The 18109-nt window shown below is 30.7% G+C and carries 11 protein-coding genes; 9 read left to right on the top strand and 2 right to left on the bottom strand.

The genetic code is table 11. The features are described 5' to 3' along the window. Nucleotides 1-13: 13 nt before the first annotated feature. The 5 genes from G9F70_RS15710 (at nt 14) to G9F70_RS15690 (ending at nt 8873) form a co-directional block, all read left to right on the top strand. Nucleotides 14-1420, top strand: coding sequence for a GlmL-related ornithine degradation protein (locus tag G9F70_RS15710; RefSeq protein WP_202017945.1), 1407 nt, complete (start codon nt 14-16; stop codon nt 1418-1420). Next, nucleotides 1417-2487 (top strand): ornithine racemase Orr, encoded by a 1071-nt coding sequence (orr, locus tag G9F70_RS15705; RefSeq protein ID WP_164943866.1) that lies wholly within the window; start codon nt 1417-1419, stop codon nt 2485-2487. The genes G9F70_RS15710 and orr overlap by 4 nt, the downstream gene beginning before the upstream one ends. Before the next feature lie 53 nt (nt 2488-2540). Next, entirely contained in the window at nt 2541-3596 is a 1056-nt protein-coding gene (ord, locus tag G9F70_RS15700; RefSeq protein WP_164943865.1) for a 2,4-diaminopentanoate dehydrogenase, read from the top strand. A gap of 2 nt (nt 3597-3598) precedes the next feature. After that, entirely contained in the window at nt 3599-4645 is a 1047-nt protein-coding gene (gene ord, locus G9F70_RS15695) for a 2,4-diaminopentanoate dehydrogenase (protein ID WP_164943864.1), read from the top strand. A gap of 442 nt (nt 4646-5087) precedes the next feature. Then, a complete protein-coding gene (locus G9F70_RS15690; RefSeq protein WP_164943863.1) occupies nt 5088-8873 on the top strand; it encodes a DUF2062 domain-containing protein in 3786 nt (1261 codons plus the stop codon). A gap of 90 nt (nt 8874-8963) precedes the next feature. Here G9F70_RS15690 and G9F70_RS15685 read toward each other — a convergent pair whose 3' ends face one another. Further along, nucleotides 8964-9830 (bottom strand): polysaccharide deacetylase family protein, encoded by an 867-nt coding sequence (locus tag G9F70_RS15685; RefSeq protein WP_164943862.1) that lies wholly within the window; start codon nt 9828-9830, stop codon nt 8964-8966. Between the two features lie 340 nt (nt 9831-10170). Here G9F70_RS15685 and G9F70_RS15680 point away from each other — a divergent pair, with 340 nt between their 5' ends. The 3 genes from G9F70_RS15680 to G9F70_RS15670 all read left to right on the top strand — a co-directional run bounded on the left by G9F70_RS15680 (nt 10171) and on the right by G9F70_RS15670 (nt 14397). Further along, nucleotides 10171-11613, top strand: a complete 1443-nt coding sequence (locus tag G9F70_RS15680; protein ID WP_164943861.1) for a serine hydrolase domain-containing protein — start codon at nt 10171-10173, stop codon at nt 11611-11613. A gap of 370 nt (nt 11614-11983) precedes the next feature. Continuing rightward, the gene (locus G9F70_RS15675; RefSeq protein WP_164943860.1) at nt 11984-12700 is read left to right on the top strand and encodes a VanZ family protein; all 717 of its coding nucleotides are present in this window, start codon (nt 11984-11986) and stop codon (nt 12698-12700) included. Between the two features lie 578 nt (nt 12701-13278). Next, the gene (locus G9F70_RS15670) at nt 13279-14397 is read left to right on the top strand and encodes an NAD/NADP-dependent octopine/nopaline dehydrogenase family protein (protein ID WP_164943859.1); all 1119 of its coding nucleotides are present in this window, start codon (nt 13279-13281) and stop codon (nt 14395-14397) included. 82 nt (nt 14398-14479) lie between these two features. On the opposite strand, the gene gltS is transcribed toward G9F70_RS15670, so the two are convergent. Further along, a complete protein-coding gene (gltS, locus tag G9F70_RS15665; protein ID WP_164943858.1) occupies nt 14480-15712 on the bottom strand; it encodes a sodium/glutamate symporter in 1233 nt (410 codons plus the stop codon). A 416-nt stretch (nt 15713-16128) separates the two neighbouring features. On the opposite strand from gltS, the gene G9F70_RS15660 reads away from it, so the two are divergent. Beyond that, a complete protein-coding gene (locus G9F70_RS15660; protein WP_164943857.1) occupies nt 16129-17937 on the top strand; it encodes an N-acetylmuramoyl-L-alanine amidase in 1809 nt (602 codons plus the stop codon). Nucleotides 17938-18109: the final 172 nt, after the last annotated feature.

Below are 18109 nucleotides of genomic sequence, written 5' to 3'. Positions count from 1 at the left end.
GGAGGAAATTCATTTGAAAGTAGATTATCTAGTTGCTGAAATAGGTAGTACAACCACTTTGGTTACAGCTTTTAATGCCATCTATGATGATAAAGGCCACGTTGTTGTAGATATACCTTTTCAAGGTAAAAGCTGTACTACAGTTTTAGACGGTGATGTAACTATGGGACTCAAAACTGCAGTAAAAGATATAGAAAATCAAATTGGAGAATCACTTACCTGGGACAGGATGCTAGCAACTTCAAGTGCTGCAGGTGGTCTTCGAATAACTGTTCATGGACTAATGGAACAGATGACTGTTAAAGCTGCTAGAGAAGCTGCTTTAGGTGCAGGTGGTATCATAAAAATGGTTACTGCTGGCAAGATGAGAAAAAGTGATTTAAAGAGAATCCATGATATAAACCCCAACATGATAATGATTGCTGGTGGTACGGATTATGGTGAAAGAGAAACAGCTCTTTATAATGCAGAACTTATAAGTGCAGAAAAATTTAATAAACCTATTGTGTACTGTGGAAATATTGAAAATCAAGAAGAAATTAAAGACATATTTGAAGGTCAAGAGATTTATTTGATTGATAATGTTTATCCAATGGTGGATAGCTTAAATGTGGAGCCGGCAAGAAAAATAATACAGGAGGCTTTTGAAAAGAATATCGTTAAAGCACCTGGAATGAATAAAATAAAAGAAATGGTAAATGGAAGCATAATGCCAACTCCAGGAGCAGTTATGGAAAGCTCAAAAGTTTTATATGATATTATAGGCGATTTAGTAGTTTTTGATGTAGGAGGAGCTACCACGGATGTACATTCTGTTACTGATGGAAGTACTGTAGTTTTAGATATGCTAGTAAATCCTGAACCAAAGGCTAAAAGAACTGTAGAAGGGGATCTTGGAGTTTTTATTAACAGTAAAAATCTAATAGATTTACTAGATACACGTGATTTAGGTGAATTTACTAAGCAGCATATAACTCAGCACATAAAACCTATTCCTACAGAAGCTGAGGATATAAATGCGAGTAGCCTGCTAACTAAAAAAGCCCTAGATCTTGCTATAAGCAGGCATGTCGGATTTATAAAAAGGAAATATGATGGTGAAAGCGGATTTGTAGCTTATGGTAAGGATTTATCTGAGGTTAAATATATAATAGGCACCGGAGGGGCACTTACAAGACTTCCTAAAGGGGAAGCAATGCTCCTAGAAATAAGATATTTAAAGGACGAAGTTACAATGCTACCTAAAAAAAGTGCTAAAGTGCTACTCGACAAAAACTATATTATGGCCTGCGCTGGAGTTTTAAGTAGAGAAAATAAAGAAGTTGCCAAAGCACTACTAATTCAAAGCTTAGGCATAACGGTGGACATGGAAATTATTGAAAATAGCGATCTAGTTAGAAAAAGGAGAGTAGATATATGAAAAAAATTTACCCTTGTGTGGACGTAGATTTAGGGAAATTAACACACAATGCAAAAACAATCACAGATATGTGTAATAAAGTGAATATAGAGGTTGCCGCGGTGACTAAAGTGTTTTGTGCTCAAAGTCCAATTACAGAAGCTATACTAAAGGCTGGAATTAAAGGGGTTGCGGATTCTAGAATATCAAATTTGAAAAAATCTAAAGTTTTAGACTGCACCAAATTGATGATTAGAATTCCAATGATTAGCGAAGCTTATGAAATTGTTAGGTATAGCGATACAAGTTTAAATTCAGAGCTTGCTACAATTAGGGCCTTATCAGTAGCTGCAAAAGATTTAAATAAAACTCACAATATTATTCTAATGGTAGATATAGGGGATTTAAGAGAAGGTGTCCTAATCCAGGATGCAGCTTCCACTGCGCGCGAAATATTAAAATTAGATAAGATTAATTTAATTGGACTGGGCACCAATGTTACTTGTTATGGTGGAGTAATTCCTGATAATGAAAATTTAGGAAAGCTTATAGCCTTAAAAAGAGATATAGAAAAACTCTTCGGTATAAGTTTACCAGTAATTTCAGGAGGGAATTCTAGCAGTCTTTATATGGTTATTAATAATTCTATGCCAAAAGAAATTAATCAGTTAAGAATTGGAGAATCAATACTTCTAGGCAGAGAAACTGCTTATGGAAAGCCCGTAGCTAATTGTTATGAAGATGCTTTTATCTTAAAGGGTGAAATAGTTGAAATAAAGAATAAACCAACAATCCCAACAGGGAATATTGGAATGGACGCTTTTGGCAATATTCCTCATTTTGAAGATCAAGGAATAAGAAAAAGAGCTATTATAGCAGTAGGAAGACAAGATATAAGGCTTGAAGGGTTAGTTCCAGTGGACTCTGATATAAGTATTTTTGGTGCAAGTAGTGATCATCTTATTTTAGACATAACCAATTGCAAAAAAGAGCTTTTAGTTGGAGATGTAATAGATTTTAACGTAGATTATGGTTGTTTGATGGCGGCAATGACATCTCCTTATGTTGAAAAATATTACAATAATTAAAACTAAATTTAAAATGTATAACTAGAATATTAAATTTTGAGGAGGAAAATATTATGAAAAACAAGATAAGAGTAGTAGTTTGGGGACTAGGCGTTATGGGTAGCGGTATCGCTAAAATGGTTCTGGGTAAAGCAGGATTTACTATCGTAGGTGCTATTGATATGGATCCTAGTAAAGTTTCTAAAAAGCTTTATGAAGTCTTAGGAGTAGACGCCAATGAAGATAATTCCTGTATAATTACAAAAAATGCTGAAGATGTAATAAAAAAAGGTTATGCAGATGTTTGCCTTATGGCTACAGCTTCCTTTACAAAAGTGGTATTTCCATTAATAAAAATGGCAGCAGAAGCTGGCATGGATATTGTAACAACAGCTGAAGAAATGTCCTACCCAAGAGCACTAGACCCAGAATTGTCAAATGAAATGGATAGAATTGCTAAAGAAAATAAAATTTCCATATTAGGAACTGGAGTAAATCCTGGATTTATTATGGATTTAGTTGCAATAATGCTTACAGGAGTTTCTGATACCGTTGATAGCATAAATGCTACTAGAGTTAATGACCTAGCTTGCTTTGGAAAAGCTGTTATGGTTGAGCAAGGTATTGGACTCAAAAAAGAAGAGTTTATACAAGGAGTTAAAGACAATACAATAGATGGACATGTTGGATTTTTACAATCCTTTGGAATGTTTGAAGAAGCATTTAATATTAAGCTAAATAATATTAGACAAGAAAAATCACCAATTCTTACAACTATTCCACGAAGCACAGATATTGTTTCCGTAGATGCTGGTGATGTTGCTGGATGTAAACAAATTGGATATGCAAATTTAGGAGATAAATTGTTTATAACCATGGAACATCCTCAACAGATCAAACCAGAAATGGAGAATATTGATACTGGAGATTATATAACAATTAAAGGAGTTCCAAACTTAAACCTTCAAATAAAACCAGAAATACCAGGAGGAATTGCTACAATAGCTATATGTGTTAATATGATTCCACTTGTAATGAATTCAGAGCCAGGCCTCAAAACAATGCTGGATTTACCGGTTCCAAGAGCTATTATAGGAGATGTTAGGGATTTAATAAAGGTAAGAAAATAATAATGGAAAACATAAAAGTTATCATATGGGGACTTGGTGAAATGGGAACCGGTATTGGTAAAATGATACTTACTAAAGTGGGTATTGAAATTGTAGGTGCATTAGATAAGGCGCCTTCGAAATTAGGGAAAGATTTAGGACAAATTTTAAACACTAAAAATATGGGAATAATTGTTAGTGATGATGCAGAGACACTAATTAAAGAAACAAAGGCAGACATAGTTATTCTTACAACTAATTCTTTTGTGAAAAGTGAATATCCAGCAATAAAAACCATAGTAAAAAATGGGAAAAACTGTATTACTATTGCAGAAGAAATGACTTATCCTTTTGCCGTGGAAAAAGAATTATCTAAGGAAATGGATAGAATTGCAAAAGAAAATAATGTAACAATTTTAGGGACAGGTGTTAATCCAGGATTTGTTTTAGATACATTAATTATTACATTATCTTCTAGCTGTAGAAATGTAGCATCTATCAGAGCAGAAAGGATAAACGATTTATCTCCATATGGGCCAACTATAATGAGAACTCAAGGTGTGGGCTTAACTATAGAAGAATTTGAAGCTGGCATTGAAAATGGCTCCATAGTTGGTCACATAGGCTTTGCACAATCTATTCCAATGATTTCAAAAGCCTTAGGCCTTGAGTATGATGAGATAACTCAAACTCTCGAACCAATAGTATCAAATACTCATAGAGAAACCCTCTGTGTTAAGGTTAAGCCAGGTATGGTAGCTGGGTGTGATCATAGAGCTATAGCTACAAAAAACGGGAAACAAATTATAACACTAGAACATCTACTACAAATACATCCAGAATGTGAAGCAGTGGAAACTGGCGATTATATATATATAAAAGGAGATGCAGATCTTCATTTATCAATAAAACCTGAAACACCTGGTGGAATAGGAACTATAGCTATAGCTGTAAACATGATTCCACAAGTTATTGCTAGCAGGGCAGGACTTAAAACAATGATGGATTTACCAATTCCTCATAATATAGAAAATAGTTTTGCAGAGCAAGTTAATTATTACAAACAATAACTTAGGGGGCTGTTCATAAATTATTGTCATATATATCATATGAATGACAACTAAAGATGAGGTTACAGTAAGCCTAAAATTCTCAAGGGGTTTAGGTTTTATGCAGAAAAACAACTTACTACCTCAAAGATAGGATAAGAAAAAAGGTACAGGAACTGATATTATTTTCAGTTTCTGTATCTTTTTAATTGCAATTTCCTGTGGAAGGCCCATTCCTTTAGATTTGGGAGGTATAGTGAGATTACAATTTAAAAGTTTATAACAAAATTTAAATTTAATGTGCAATATTTAAATTGAAAGGCGATTATTTAAATAGTATAATTAGAAAATCAAAATGATTATTCTTGTACAATGAGTTAGTGACTCAAACTATTATATGAAAGTTCATAATTGTGACGATTTAATACTTAGTGTAGAATAATAGAATCAGGGGGTGGTAATAGTGTACAAATTATTAAAATGGATTTACAAATGTTTTTTTTCGATTAATTCATCGAAAAAAATGGCGTTTGGTACTTCACTAGGATTTTTCATTGGTATGATGCCATTATTAGGAATTCGAATGCCTATAATAATAGCTTTTTCAATAATATTTAATCTTAATATTATTGCATTGATATTGGGAACGGGATTAACCATGTTTTATCCAATACTTCATATATTTTCTTTTTGGATAGGTAACTTTATAGCTGGTTATGATATTCCATTTTTTAGTTTGAAGTTTTTATCCTTTTCACATTTAAAACAATGGTCACTAAGTTCAAAATATCATTTAATAGGAAGTGTTATTAGTGGACTTTTATTATCTTGTATTATATATCCTATTTTAAAATGGTTTTATGGTAGGATATTTAATGGTTTAGATGAAGTGACATTACATAATAAGAACTTTATTTTCCATGATATTTCAGGTCAACGATGGAAATTTTTAAAACGTTCTGGAATTATTTTCATACTAATAACTATTGTATCTGTATCAATTTTTGGATTAAGTATAGGAGTTAATCCATTTTTACGTGGAATAGCATTTAAGCACATGAAAATACATTCAAATATAACACCTATATTTGATAAATTCAACGAAAATTCAATTTCATCTAAATTAAAGAAACAGGATAAATTTAAAACATCCTTTCAATTAGAATTTCAAAAACATAAGAGAATAAAAAAACATTCTAATAATGAAAGTAAAAAGATATTCGGATTCTATGTAAGTTGGGATGAAAGCAGCAAAGTATCTTTAAATTCAAATATTAATCGTATAAACATTTTAGTTACAGATTGGTTTCATCTTAATAAGGATTTAGGTATTAAGTCTACACCAGACACTTCAGTTGATTTACTTGCAAAAGGGCATAATGTTAAAGTTACGCCTCTTATAAATAATTATATTGATGGAAAATGGGATTCTGATGTACTTCACAGGCTTATTTCAGATAATAAAGCAAGAAACCTTTTTATAGAAAATATTTTTAATGAAGTAAAAAAACAAAAATATAATGGTATTAATGTAGACTTTGAAAATGTGCTCGAAACAGATAAACAAAAGTATATTGAATTTTTGTCAGCACTTTATGGAAAATTTCATTCAAATGGATTACAAGTTTCAATTGATGTTCCAGCTAGTGATGCTGCTTATGATTATAATAAGCTTGAAGCCTCAGCTGACTATGTCATTGTAATGGCTTATGATGAACATTATCAAACAGGCCAAGCTGGTCCAATTGCTTCAAATAAATGGTTTGAAAGTGTTGTAAAGAACATGGAAATTTCAGATGACAAGCTTATTGTTGGGCTTGGTGCATATGGACTTGACTGGATAGAAGGAAGTAAGGAACCAGCAAATGTCATGACATATGGGGATACTATGGAAATGGCTACCCAATACAAGCTTAAAATTAACTGGGATGAAGGTAATGGAAACCCTTACTTAAGATATAAAGATGGTGGTGAAAATCACATAATTTGGCTTTTAGATGGAGTAACATTATACAATCAAATGAAAATATCTTACGAAGCAGGAGCACAAGGAGTTGCTATTTGGAGAATGGGTTCAGAAGACCCTACTGTTTGGAATGTATTAAAAGACTCTTCAAATTTAGATAAACATGTGGATAGTCTCAAGGTTTTAAAAAATCCTGTACCTATTCATTATTCTGGTGAAGGAGAAGTACTACGGATTGTATCTAACTCTAAGGATGGTAAGAGAGACATATCTTTAGATAAAAATGGATTTATTATAAATGAGAACTATGCAGAATATCCTGTTGCTTTTGAGGCTTATAGATACGGAAAACCAAAAGGCAAGGAAGTGGTATTGACTTTTGATGATGGTCCTGATCCACAATATACACCCAGAATCCTTGATATACTGAAGAAAAATAATGTTAAAGCAAGTTTCTTTGTTGTTGGAGAAAATGCAGAGGTTAACCCTGATATCATAGAAAGGATATATAAGGAAGGACATGAAATTGGGAACCATACATTTACTCATCCTAATATAGCCGAAGTATCGGAACTTACTACAAAAATGGAGTTAAATGCAACTCAAAGACTTGTAGAGGAACTTACAGGGCATTCAATGGTGATGTTCCGTCCGCCATATGTTGCTGATGCAGAACCATCTACACAAGAAGAAATTGTTCCAATACTTAGGGCTCAAAAAGAAGGCTATACTATGATTGGAGAGCTTATAGATCCTCGTGATTGGGAATCACCTAAGCCAGATGTAATTGTAAAACGTATAGGTGAACAGTTACATTTAGGTAATGTAATTCTTCTTCATGATGCAGGAGGACATAGGGAAAATACAATTAAAGCATTGCCAAATATAATAAAAGAATTAAAAAATAAAGGATATAAATTTGTTACTATAGGTGAGCTTTTAGGAAAAAATAGAGATGCTATTATGCCAGTAGTAACTCCGAATGAAAATGTATTTATGTTTTATGATAAACAAGTATTTGGAGGTATAGTTGCATTTAAGTATGTTATTTCTGTTTTATTTACAGTTGCAATAATACTTGGTATTTTTAGATTTATATTTTTAATTTATTTCTCATGGAAACAAAAGAAAGACCACACTTCATTACCTATTGATGAAACATATAAGCCTACAGTTAGTGTTGTAATCGCGGCTTACAATGAAGAAAAGGTAATATGTAAAACCATAAGCTCTATATTACAAAGTGATTATTCTAACTTTGAAATAATTGTAGTTGATGATGGGTCTAAAGATGATACGTCAAAAATAGTAAGAGAGACATTTAAAGATAACAACAGGGTAAAAGTTATTACTAAAAAAAATGGTGGTAAATCTTCTGCTGTTAATGTAGGATTTAAAGAATCTAACTCTGAGATAGTAGTTGCCTTAGATGCAGATACTTTGATTGATAAAAATGCAATACCGCTTATGGTACGTCACTTCAAGGATAAAAAAGTAGCTGCAGTATCAGGAAATTGCAAGGTTGGTAATGTGCATAATTTATTAACTACTTGGCAACATGTAGAATACATAACAGGATTCAATCTTGAAAGGAGAGCATTTGCATACCTTAATTGTATTACAGTTGTGCCTGGAGCAATAGGTGCATGGCGTAGAGAAGCAGTTAAAGCTGCTGGGTATTATGAAGAGGATACATTAGCTGAAGATACTGATATTACTTTAAAATTACTTAAAAACGGATATAGAATTGCTTATGAAGAAATGGCGTATGCTTATACAGAATCACCAGAGGATGTAAAAAGTCTTATAAAGCAAAGATATAGGTGGTCTTATGGAACATTACAATGCCTATGGAAACACAAGGATGCTGTTTTTAGCTTAAAACAGAAAGCATTAGGGTTTATTGCACTACCAAATATGTGGTTATTTCAATATATATTACAATCCATATCACCACTTACTGATATATATTTTATAATTGGGATTGCGAGTAAGGACTATAAAAAAGTATTAATTTATTACATTTCATTTTTTATAATCGATTTTTTAGCTTCATTATATGCATTTAGATTAGAAAAAGAAAATCCAAAACCTTTAATATGGTTATTCCTTCAAAGAATAATATATCGTCAATTTATGACTTATGTAGTTATAAAATCAATTTTTTCAGCCTTTAAAGGGATAACTGTTGGTTGGAATAAACTACAAAGAAAAGGAAATGTTGTTATGGCGGAAAATGACATAGCTAGTGAAAGTTTATCTAACTCCAAACAACCTAAATAGGAAAAAAACATCTGTGTGTAACCACACAGATGTTTTTTTATAACAACTTTCTTACTTGGGGTTTAATGGCTCTTTAGTTGCTACTTTAATCTATCTGTAAGCTTTAATATTTATCATATCAGAAATAGTTTTGATTTTATATCCTTTAGCTTGAAGTTTTTCAATAATTTGTGGCAATGCTTCAGTAGTTGCAATTTTATCATAATTACTATGCATAAGTATTATTTCACCAGGACGAACATTGTTAATTACAGTATCAACAATATGATTTTTTTCCATTTGAGACCAATCAAATGTATCTAGTGACCATATAGCCATTTTATAATTATTTGTTCTAAAAACATTGATAACTTTATTATCTATAGCACCATAAGGTGGCCTAACTATCAATGGTTTTTTACCTATAAGCGTATACAATATATTATCAGTAGACTTAAGTTCTTTAGTAACTCCTTGTTCACTAAGCTTAGTTAAATCAGCATGGGTATAAGAATGATTTAAAATCAAATGTCCTTCATTGAAAGCTCTTTTTACCACATTAGGATTAGCTTTAGCACTTTCACCTATGAAGAAAAAGTTAGCTTTTACATTATACTTTTTTAATATATCAAGTACTTTGGGAGTTATCTTTGAATCAGGACCATCATCAAAGGATAAGGATACAATTTTCTCTTTTGTTGGTCCATTTAAAAATATTACGTCAGGGTTATCCTTTGCGAATTTAACTATATTATTTTTCCACTTTATATTACTTGCAAGTTGCTTTTCAGTAAATTTATCTGATGTGCCTAATGGATATAATATTGGGTTGTCTTTATTATAGGACTTAGTATATGTATTTGTTCTACCCGTAGCTAAAGCATTATTTGATTTGAAGAAATTAGCGAATATTAAAGAATTTATTAAAGTCATCAATAATAATATGAAAATTAAAAAATTAGATTTTTTAGTAAGCATAATAATCTCCTCCTTGGATTATTTTACCCTATAGTAATTTATAAAATTCTTGATTTGCGGATGAATTTACGATTTTTCAAATTAAGTATACCTTAAAGAGATACATCATATATTCCATTTTATAATTATCAAATTTTAAAATGCATATACATTAAGAAAAAATAGTTGAAACAAAAAGAAAGTTGTTATATAATGAAAATATTCAATATTATTACAAAATAGACATATAGTTATAAGTGGGTGTATTTACATTCATTAATCAACAAATCAAGTAAATTTAATACTTTATATGAAAAAAGCAATTTTAAAGCTTTTTAAAAAAATAATGGGAGGATTAGATATGTTAAAGGTGAAAAATTACAGGTTGAAAGGATTTAAATTTATAACGTTGATTTTTATTATTTGTTTTTTTATATTTAGCAATAGGGTTTTTGCATTTGATTCTGTAAATAAAGATCTACAGAAAAATATAAGTATTAAGATTGATGAATACATGAATGAGCAAGTAAAACAAGGAAGGTTTAGTGGTTCAGTTTTAGTAGCTCAGAAGGGAAAAATTTTAATAAATAAAGGATATGGAAATGCAAATTATGAACTTAATGTTCCTAATACACCAAAAACCATATTTCGAATAGGTTCGATTACAAAGCAGTTTACTGCACTTGCAATACTTCAGCTTCAAGAACAAGGAAAAATAAAAGTTGAGGATACTATAAATAAATACATACCTGATTATCCACAAGGTGATAAAATAACTATTCACCAGTTACTTACACATACATCAGGAATATTTAATTATACACAAATGCTTGATTTTAAGATTAAATGCAGATTGCATTATTCTCCTGAGGAATTAGTTGCAACTTTTAAAGATAAGCCTTCAGATTTTGAACCTGGTAAAAAATTTTCATATGATAATTCAGGATATATATTATTAGGATATATAATTGAGAAAATTTCCGGAAAATCTTATGAAGATTATATAAATGAAAACATATTCAAAAAAGCTGGCTTAAGTAATTCAGGTTATGATCATTCGGAAAAGGTTATAGCAAATAGAGCCATGGGATATGGGTTTGCTTCATCAGCAATTGTTAATTGTGATTTTATAGATATGTCTTTTCCATATGCTGCAGGTTCATTGTATTCTACAGTTGAAGATTTATATAATTGGGATAAGATGCTTTTAAATACAAAAATCATAAGTAAAAGTTCATGGGATAAAATGACTCAATCATATGTGAATGTTGGAGATATGGGTACTAATACAAGCTATGGATATGGACTCTTTGTTGGAGATACGCAAATTGGAGATGTAAAGAAAAATGCTATTTCTCATGGGGGTAATGTAAATGGGTTTGCAGCATACAATTGCATGTATACAAGTGATGATGTTCAGATTATTATATTAAGTAATCTAGCATTTGCAAGTCCTATGGATTTAAATAATGATTTATCAAAAATTATTTTTAATCAAAAATTAGATATGCCTAAAGCGATGAAAGTAAATCCGAAAATTTATGATAACTATACTGGAGAATATAAAATAGAATCTATTGGTCAAAGTATAAGCATTGTTAAAGAGAATAATAGTATTTTCGCTGATTTTGGAGGAAATGATAAATGTGAAATATACCAAACATATGAAGCTAATGATAAGTCAATATATTTATGTAAATTTCTTCCTTATAAGCTTATATTCTGTAAAGATTCTAATGGTAAAGCTATTAAAATGGACATTATAGTTGGAGGGGAAAGTTATAGTGGTAATAAAGTGAAATAATTATATCATATATTAAAAAGATTAAGCAAGAAAAATTCCAATGTTTTTTATATGGATAATTAACCGAACTGTTCTTAACTTCTTCATGTTTCAATAGAAAAAAATTAGTGAGATAAACTCTTTGGCTATGGTCAAAGGGTTTTTTTCGGAAGTATTGTAATAAATATATTTACTGTGTTTTAGAAAAATAGAAATGCCAACTAACTTATTTAAAATAAAATGTTGGAACAATGAGTATTAAAATAAATTCAATTTGATTAACACTTCAAAAACAAAGATCGTACAACCTGTAATTTTTGAATATGATATTTTATAAATGTAAAGAATTTAAGTTCATTTTTAAATTAAGCTTTATTAGGAGGAATAATAGATGCTTTATATTAAACATAAATTAATGCTAATAGCACCATTTTTTTTCATTTCAATACCATTTGTAATAATACATAGAATTTTAGAAATAAAAAAACGCCATTACTTAGGGATTAAAACAACAACGTATAGAGAAGTAGGGGCTATTGCGTTAATGTCCTCATTCATTTTTATAGTAACATTAACACTTGGAACAAGTATCAGTTTTTTTAATTTACCATATATGTCTCAACATATTTATGAATCATTAAAAAGTATAAATCTTATCCCATTTAAAGGAATCATTGAATTTGGAGCACATGGTTTTGTAAACATATTCGGAAACATTTTTATATTTATGCCTTTTGGATTTTGTGCTACCTTACTTTCTCGAAAAGAAAAAAGAACAAAACATATAGTTTTAGAAGGTGCCGTAATATCACTAATAATTGAAATTATTCAGGTTTTTATTATAAGAGCTATGGATATTAACGATATTATTTTGAATACTTTAGGGACTTTTATAGGATTAAAAATATTGAATTTTCTTGAAAAATGTTTTCCTGACTTTTTTAATAAATTTACCATTAATAAACCAATAAACGAATTAACCTTAAAAAGGAAAAGGAAGGGTTATGTTATTACAATATTGCAAATAGCTGTTTGGATTATTATGATTGTTAATATAAAATATATGGTTCTCATTTTTAATAATAAGCTACTTAAATATTTATTTTAGCTAAAATCATACATTCTTTTAGTAGGTATTTTTATACAATTTTGACTTTTTTGTTATATATGGAAAATGATTATATTTTTCAATACCGTATTATTCAATTTTCAAAGGCCATTATTCACACTTTCAATTTCAATAGTTACGTCGACTAATAATCAGTAATCGATACATTTTTGAAGTGCGACGTAAAAATACCGTAAAATTCAATAAAGTGAACCTTTTAAAGTAGACATGCTTAAAAAAGCTCATGCAGTCTTAGTAAGAGGATCAGGCTGCTCACATCTAATAAGAATAAAATGGTTAATATTGTATATTTGCTTTATATATTATATTCTACAGTATTTTCATAGATAACTGCTACAATTATTCTTAAAAAATATCCGTATGGGTTGTAATATTAAGTAAAATGGAGAAAAACTAAGCTGATTTAATATAATTATTTATTCTGGGGTTATATGAGCTTATATGATATAATAGTGGAATAGTATAAAAGTATTTTAAGATTTTTTGTATCAATTAGGTGCAATCTAATAGATTAGATGAAAATACAAAATAATAAATAGAATTTAGGGGGAGAAAATATGAATATATGTATATTAGGTGGTGGAAATTTAGGTACACTTGTAATGGGAGATATCGGACGAAGAGAAGATATTTCTGTCCGATTATTGACTTCAAGACCAGATGATTGGAACCATATAATTGAGGTTTGTGATAATGAGGGCATATTTAAATACTCAGGAAGGGTGGATATAATATCAAGTAATCCAGAGGAGGTAATTAGTGATGCGGACATCATTATATCCACGCTTCCATCTTATATGTTTAATAGAACTATACAGAAAATAAAGCCTTTTCTTAAAGCTGGAGTGTTAATTGGCATGATGCCAGGTAATGGTGGCAGCGAATGCTATTGCAAGGAGCTTATTGAAAGTGGCTGCACACTGTTTGGATTTCAAAGGGTTTACGGTATAGCTCGAATAAAAGAGTACGGAAAATCTGTGTATGATTTGGGTAAGAAAAAAGAACTTTTTATAGGAGCTATTCCATCTTGCAATACAGCAGACATATGTAAGGTAATAGAGGATTTATTTAATGTGAAGTGTAATCCACTAGCAAATTATCTTCATGTTGCACTTACACCAGCTAATCCAATTCTTCATACTGCAAGACTTTATGAAATGTTTCACAATTATAGTGAAGGGGTTTATTGGGAAAAAATGATTAGTTTCTATACTGAATGGACAGATGAGGCTTCAACAATTCTACTTGCTTGTGATGAAGAGGTACAAACACTGTGCCGTAGGTTAGCTACAGTTGATTTGAAAAGAGTTGGTTTTGTAAAGGAGTATTTTGGAGCAGAAACACCTCAGCAGATGACTGCTAAAATCAGCAATATGATTGCTCTTAAAAACATCCAATCACCAATGATAATAACTGAGGAGGGGTATATTCCAGATTTTAAGTCAAGATACTTTATGGAGGATTTCCCATTTGGACTATGTATTATTAAGAGCTTTTCTGAAATAGTTGGAGTTGAAATTCCATTAATTGATAAAATTCTTATGTGGTTTGAGAAGGTTACTGGGGTAGAATATTATGTGGATGGTAAATTCGAAGGAAAAGATTTAAAAAATCTTCCACTACCACAAAACTTCGGAATAAATTCACCAGAAGATATTATTGCATATTATAGATAAATTAGTGCCACCCACGTGGCAAGTGGCATTATTGGATAAATCTATTTGTACTAAATTGATTTAATTGTACTCAATATACATTTTATTTAAATAGATTCATAAAAAATACAATAGTTGGGATACCTATAAGGTCAATTAGAAATGCTCCAACTAATGGAACTATTAAAAATGCCTTTGGAGATGGCCCGTATTTTTCAGTAACAGCTCCCATATTAGCTATAGCATTTGGAGTAGCACCAAGTCCATGACCTGCCATACCTGCTGCCATAACGGCTGCATCAAAATCTTTCCCAAGGAACTTGAATACAACAAATATTGTATATAATATCATAAATACTACCTGTGCTGAAACTATTATTAATAATGGTCCTGCAAGTCCTACAAGTTCCCACAGCTTCAATGTCATTAATGCCATTGAAAGGAAAATTCCAAGAGACACACTACTCATTAAATCTACAGTGTAATAATCAAGTTTAGTAATATGTATTTTGTCATTTATATTTCTAAAAGCTACTGCTACAAACATAGCACCTACATATCCTGGTAAAGAAAGTCCTGTAACTGTTGAAAACCATCCGCTGGCAATAGATCCGATTGTCATACAAACGGTTATTATTGCCATGTGAGTCATAATCATATCTGTTGTGATTTTTGTATTTACTGAATCATCTACGACATTTTCAAAAGATTTTACGCCATATTTATCTGATGTACTGGGTTTCAATTTGTACTTGTCTATTAAATGTTTTGCAATAGGGCCTCCGATAAGCCCACCAGATATAAGACCAAAAGTGGCAGCAGCTATAGCTACGGTGGTAGAACCAGCTATACCCATAGCTTCAGCAGTTTTTCCAAAAGCTGCTGCGGCACCATGTCCACCTTCCATGGAAACTGAACCTGCCATAATACCAAACATAGGATGAATACCAGTAATCTTTGCAAATACAACACCTATAAGATTCTGTGAAATAGCAAGTACGCCACAAAGCATCCAATAGATAATTAACCATTTTCCACCCTTTTTAAGTAATTTAAAACTTGCGCCAAGTCCAATAGTTGTAAAGAAGGCTATCATAAAAGGTGATTGAAAGGTTGTATCCATACTAATTGTTATTATGCCGCTCTGTTTTAAAACGAGGGCAAGTATTGAAAATAACAAACCTCCAATTACAGGAGCAGGAATACAGAACTTCCTAAAAAAAGCTACCTTTTTTATAAGCCAATAACCTAATAGTAACAATAAAATTGCGGTTGCTAAGGTTGCTACCATATCAACCTTCAGAGTAAGTAAACCTTCTACTAATTCCGTCTTCATAATTCATCCTCCTCTAATATTAAGATAGTGTTAATACACCCTCAAAATAGCATGTAAGCTTGAGTTAAAAACTCTCATTTAAATTGAAAAGGTTTACAAAACATAAATATTAACAATATCATCGTAAAACACTTTTATTAAAAAGTCAACGATTGTACTTATAACTTATATTATCTAATAATAAAATAATGTATTTTCACTAAAATGTTTTAGAATACTAAAAAATCAGAATTGATTTTTTATTTAGCAAACTAAAAAGATGAATTATATTGCACCTCATGTGATGATTTAATGCGTATTTGAAAAAATATTTATAAATTATCCAGATTAAGATAAAAAGTGTAGTATAATTAATGGATGATTAACACCATAATTTACATATATACTTAAGATAATGACAATTTAGGAGGGATTATATGAAAAACATCTTTAAAGCATTTATAATTACGATTTTAACTTTTGCATTGTGTATACCTGTGCAAATAGTAAAGGCTAGTACATATACAAGTATGGGATCTAAAAAAGATGTTATAGTTAGTAAACCCTGGACAGTGAGCTTTAATAAACCGCTTAGTTCTACTACTGTGAACAACACAAATATAAAAGTGCTTGGAGATGATAATAAATATATAGATATTAAGGTTAGTTTAGCTAATAATAAAAATATAATAGTTCAAGCTGTAAAAAACTATGAATCTAATAAGTCCTATACGCTTATAGTGACGGAAAATGTTAAGTCTGCAGATGGAAAGCATCTTCCTAAAGAAGTTAGAATGGACTTTAGGACTAAAAGTGAGCCTACAAAACCAAGTTTACCTACAAAACCAAGTGAGTTTACTGTATGCATTGATCCAGCTCAGTACTATAAAGAAATTACTGGCGAAAATGGTGCAAAAGCTAAAGATATAAATTTAAGCACAGCGATAAAACTAGGTAATATACTAAAAACAAGAGGATTCAAAGTAGTATACACTAGAGACCGTGATTCAGTATCTTGGGATAAGATTAGCGAGGATGATGCAAAAGTTGCAATAGCTAAGAATGCAAAGGCTGATGTATTTTTAAGTATTAACACTAATTCATATGATTTAGATACTGCAAATGGGATTGAAACATATTACCTATCTGGTATTAGTAATAATAAGGTGTTAGCAGGTGAAATACAAACTGAACTTATAAAAGCAACAAATGCTAAGGATAGGGGAATACAAGAAGGAAGTTTTGAAATATTAAAAAAGACAAGCTGTCCTACGGTAGCTTTGGAATTAGGGTTTCTAAGCAATCAAAAGGAAGAAATATTATTAAGCAGTCCAGAGTATCAAAATAATCTTGCAAAGGCTATAGCTAATGGGTTAATGGACTATGCTGGATTTGAGAACAATGATACTAATTACAATTTTATTAAGGAACCTATTTTTGAAATATCTTCAGTTCAAGATATAATGGTTAATTTAGAAGTAGGTGATCAATATACCTTTCCTAAAACGGTACTGGCTACTATGAATAATAACTCAAAAAAAGAGGTTGGGGTAGAATGGCTTCAAGATTCAGTTTCTTTAAATAAGGAAGGTACCCAGACCTATGAAGGAGTTATAAAAAATTATGACAAAAAAATTAAAGCCATAATTAATGTAAAAGCGACTGCTAAGCAAAAGTACAAAGTAGTTTTAGATGCAGGTCATGGAGGAAGTGACTCGGGAGCAGTAGGGCCAACAGGCATTCAGGAAAAGGCTGTAACATTAGCAATTGCTTTAAAAATAGGAAATATATTATCTAAGAATGGTGTTCAAGTCATATACACAAGAACAAGTGACAATATAACTTGGTCCACTAATGAAGCACAAAATCTTCAAGAAAGATGTGATATTTCTAATAATGCTAACCCAAATTATTTTGTAAGTATTCATGCAAATTCATTTTCACTTGAGTCAGCTAGTGGCATTGAAACTTATTCTAATAGGGGGAGTGAAGCAGGGGCAAAATTAGCTCAGTCTGTCCAAACTGAATTAATCAAAGAAACTGGTAGAGTAGATAGGAATATTAAAACTGCAGGTTTTTATGTTTTGAAAAATATGAATGCTACGGCTATATTGGTAGAAACATCATTCATTTCTAATTCAACGGAAGAAAAGCTATTAGCTAGCGAAGACTACCAAAATAAATTAGCTAAGGGAATCTCAACGGGTATTCTTAAGAGTTTAGGAGTAAGTAAAATAGTATTTTAAAGATATTCGCATTTATATCTTTGTGGAAAGCTTTAAAAAGTGAAGATATCACTTCTTAATCTAATTAGATTAAGTTAGTATAAAATTAGCGATGGTATTTTATATAATTAAAAATAGTTAAGGAGTCCATGGAAGTTATGTTCCGGGGACTTTCACTTTTTTTGTCTAGGGT

Source organism: Clostridium sp. FP1 (genome assembly GCF_011065975.2).
GTDB classification, from domain to species: Bacteria; Bacillota; Clostridia; order Clostridiales; family Clostridiaceae; genus Clostridium_AD; species Clostridium_AD tagluense.
This window is presented reverse-complemented; position numbering and strand designations above follow the sequence as displayed.